This window comes from Rhizomicrobium sp. (genome assembly GCF_056722145.1).
This window is the reverse complement of sequence record NZ_JBWZET010000188.1, coordinates 1-2,865: the sequence shown is the minus strand read 5'-3', so window position 1 is coordinate 2,865 and position 2,865 is coordinate 1. Positions and strand designations below refer to the sequence as shown.

The 2,865-nt window shown below is 66.9% G+C and carries 4 protein-coding genes; 2 read left to right on the top strand and 2 right to left on the bottom strand.

Annotated features, from left to right (window positions below; all coding sequences use genetic code 11):
- On the top strand, nucleotides 1–603 hold a 603-nt coding region (locus tag AC1P6P_RS09945), incomplete at its 5' end, for a toprim domain-containing protein (RefSeq protein ID WP_481402286.1).
- Nucleotides 604–716: 113 nt separating this feature from the next.
- Here AC1P6P_RS09945 and AC1P6P_RS09940 read toward each other — a convergent pair.
- Both AC1P6P_RS09940 and AC1P6P_RS09935 read right to left on the bottom strand, forming a co-directional pair.
- Nucleotides 717–1,295, bottom strand: coding sequence for an IS630 family transposase (locus tag AC1P6P_RS09940; RefSeq protein ID WP_481402285.1), 579 nt, complete (start codon nucleotides 1,293–1,295; stop codon nucleotides 717–719).
- Nucleotides 1,265–1,771 (bottom strand): winged helix-turn-helix domain-containing protein, encoded by a 507-nt coding sequence (locus tag AC1P6P_RS09935; RefSeq protein WP_481402284.1) that lies wholly within the window; start codon nucleotides 1,769–1,771, stop codon nucleotides 1,265–1,267. The genes AC1P6P_RS09940 and AC1P6P_RS09935 overlap by 31 nt, the downstream gene beginning before the upstream one ends.
- A 373-nt stretch (nucleotides 1,772–2,144) precedes the next feature.
- Here AC1P6P_RS09935 and AC1P6P_RS09930 point away from each other — a divergent pair, with 373 nt between their 5' ends.
- Entirely contained in the window at nucleotides 2,145–2,840 is a 696-nt protein-coding gene (locus tag AC1P6P_RS09930; protein WP_481402283.1) for a cysteine hydrolase family protein, read from the top strand.
- The last annotated feature ends 25 nt before the right edge of the window (nucleotides 2,841–2,865 follow it).

Sequence of the window (2,865 nt, the reverse complement as noted above, 5' to 3'; positions counted from 1 at the left end):
GTGCAGGACGCCGACGGCAAGCTCTGGAGCGTCCAGCACATCGGGCCGGACGGGTTCAAGCAGTTCTACGAGGGCGGCCGTGTGGAAGGCGGCCACTTCGCCATCGGCGATCTGCAGCGTTCGGGGGCGGTGCTGATCGCCGAGGGCTACGCCACAGCGGCCACGCTGCACGAGCTGACCGACCTGCCGGTGATCGTCGCCTTCAACGCCGGGAACCTGGTGCCGGTCGCGCAGACCTATCGGCAGCGCTATCCCGAGCGAGCGATCTACATCGCCGCCGACAACGATCATCGCCGCGAGGCGGAGGGCAGGCCCAATGTCGGCCGCGAGAAGGCGGAAGAGGCTGCCGCGGCGATCGACGGGGATGTCCTGTTGCCGACCTTCGCGGAAAATGACCCCGGATCGGATTGGAACGACCTGGCACGGGGCCAGGGTCGGGACGCGGCGCGTCAGCTTCTCATGGGCGCGATCGCCATCGCCGAGCGCGAGCAGATCGTCCGGGGCTACGCCGCAGCACGCGAAGCAGAACAGGACCACGAGACGGGCAGTCCGCTTGTTGCGGAACGAGTGCCGCGAACGGCAGAGATCGAGCTGGAACGATAGGCAGCGGTCAGCGACGATTCGATCCACGCAATCCGACCGGCGCGCTACGACAGGCTCCAGCCGATTCGTTTCATAATCTGCGGTGCTTACAAGGACCAGTCATACCGTCGAGTCTATGAACTGACCTTTGGCAGCCACGGGAAAGCGCAGAGAGAGCGGAGGCGCTCACGGGTGAGGCGACGCCATGCGTTGCAGGCTGCATCAAGGATAGCCTCGTAGTCTGGGTGCAGACGGAAGCTGAGGAACCGCTCACGCAGGTAGAGCCAGACGCGCTCGATGGGGTTGAGTTCGGGCGAGTAGGGCGGCAGCGGCACAAGGGTGATGTTGTCCGGCACCTGCAGGTCACTGCTGATGTGCCAGCCTGCCCCGTCAACGACGAGGGCGACGTGCACGTCGGCAGGCAGGATCGCGGAGAAGCGGCGCAGAAACTCGTTCATGGCCACCGTCGAGACCTCCGGCAGCACGAGACAGAAGTCGGCGCCGGTGGCGGGTTCGACGGTCGCGAAGATGTAGGCGAACGTGTAACGGTGATCCATCCGTCCCGGCGGCCGCAGGCCGCGCGTCCACCAGCAATGGCAGACCCGGCCTTTCTGGCCGATCCGGGCTTCGTCCTGGAAGTAGAGCGCGATGCGCTTGTCAGGATGGGCGGCGGCGATCGCCTTCAGGGCGCTCGGCAGCCCCCTTTTTTCCACGCTGCCTGGGCCTTCAGGTCGGCGTTGGGATGAACCGGACGGGCCTTCTGGTGCGAAAACCCCATTCGTCGCAATACCTTGCTCAGGCTGGCCGGATGGTAGTGCTTGCCGAACTGCTGCTCAATCAGCGCGGCAATGTCCTCGCGCGTATAGGCCGAAAGGCCATCCCGCTCGGGATCGGGGCCACGCAGCAAAACGGCCGCGAGCGCCGCTTCCTCGCCTTCGGACAGGCGGGGCGGCCGGCCAGGTTTCGGCCGGTCCACCAGCCCTGCCAGCCCGTCGGCGTTGTAGCGCACCACGGCGTCGCGCAGCGCCTGCCGTTCCATCCCGGCCAGTCGCGCCGCCTCCGCCCGGCTCCTCGCCTCCAGCGCGTTGGCAATCGCCAATGCCCGCGACGCCGCCCGCGGCGTCGGTGCCCGCCGCGCATACGCCCGCAGTTCCGCTGCCGAAAGGTCCTCCCGGATCGCCAGAGCCATCCTGCCCCTCCTCCTCAGCCGAGGAGGAATCGAATCACCTCAACCCGCGTCGGGGGAAGACCCTATCGCGCACGAGTCAGCCTTTCGCCGCAACGGTATCATCCGGCGGCGGCGAGAGGGGCGCCGGGCATCACCGGCACGGCGCCATCCGCGCGATCTCACCTATGTACATTCAGAATGAATAATGGACAGCGCACCCAAATTATCCCCCATCAAGTATGAATAGGGCGACTGCCATGTTGGGGCGCCTTTCACGAACAGGTTACTGCTGAGTTTATAAGCACTTCTTGCATGCAGGGATTTCTTCTTGCGTGCCGAGGCGGCTACGTGCGCACAATATGTGCGTTCTTTTCCGCGCTCGAGGGAGTTGCAGATGCCTCCAGATGAAATTCTGCGCATTCCGGCGCAGCCCGTCCCCTTCGACCTGCGCCCGACGCAGTGCGCCCTCCTCGTCATCGACATGCAGCGCGACTTCCTGGAGCCGGGCGGCTTCGGCGAACTGCTCGGCAACGACGTCGCCCAGTTGCGGCGCACCATCGAGCCCAACCGCCGTCTGCTCGCCGTCTGGCGGGCCGCCGGCCTGCTCGTGGTGCACACGCGCGAGGGCCACCGCCCCGACCTCGCCGATCTGCCGCCCGCCAAGCGGCGGCGCAGCCGCGGCGCCAAGACCATCGGCGATGCCGGGCCGATGGGCCGCATTCTGATCCGTGGCGAGCCCGGGCACGACATCATCCCCGAGCTCTCTCCCGCCGCCGGCGAGCCGGTGATCGACAAGCCCGGCAAGGGCGCCTTCTATGCCACCGGCCTGCAGGACCTGCTGCGGCAGCGCGCCATCTCGCAACTCGTCGTGACCGGCGTGACCACCGAGGTGTGCGTCAACACCACCGTGCGCGAAGCCAACGACCGCGGCTACGACTGTCTCGTGCTCGAAGACTGCGTGGGCTCCTATTTCCCCGAATTCCAGCAGGCGGGGCTGGCGATGATCAAGGCGCAGGGCGGCATCTTCGGCTGGGTTGCAGATTCCGCCGCCGTGCTGGCGGCGATGTCGGCTACGACTGCCGACAGCTGAGGGCGGCGGCAGGGCGGCTCGCCTC

Bases quoted from the DNA above. Each gene is read 5' to 3' on its own strand.
- AC1P6P_RS09930 (WP_481402283.1), top strand. From the start codon at position 2,145: ATGCCTCCAGATGAAATTCTGCGCATTCCGGCGCAGCCCGTCCCCTTC.
- AC1P6P_RS09935 (WP_481402284.1), bottom strand. From the start codon at position 1,771: ATGGCTCTGGCGATCCGGGAGGACCTTTCGGCAGCGGAACTGCGGGCG.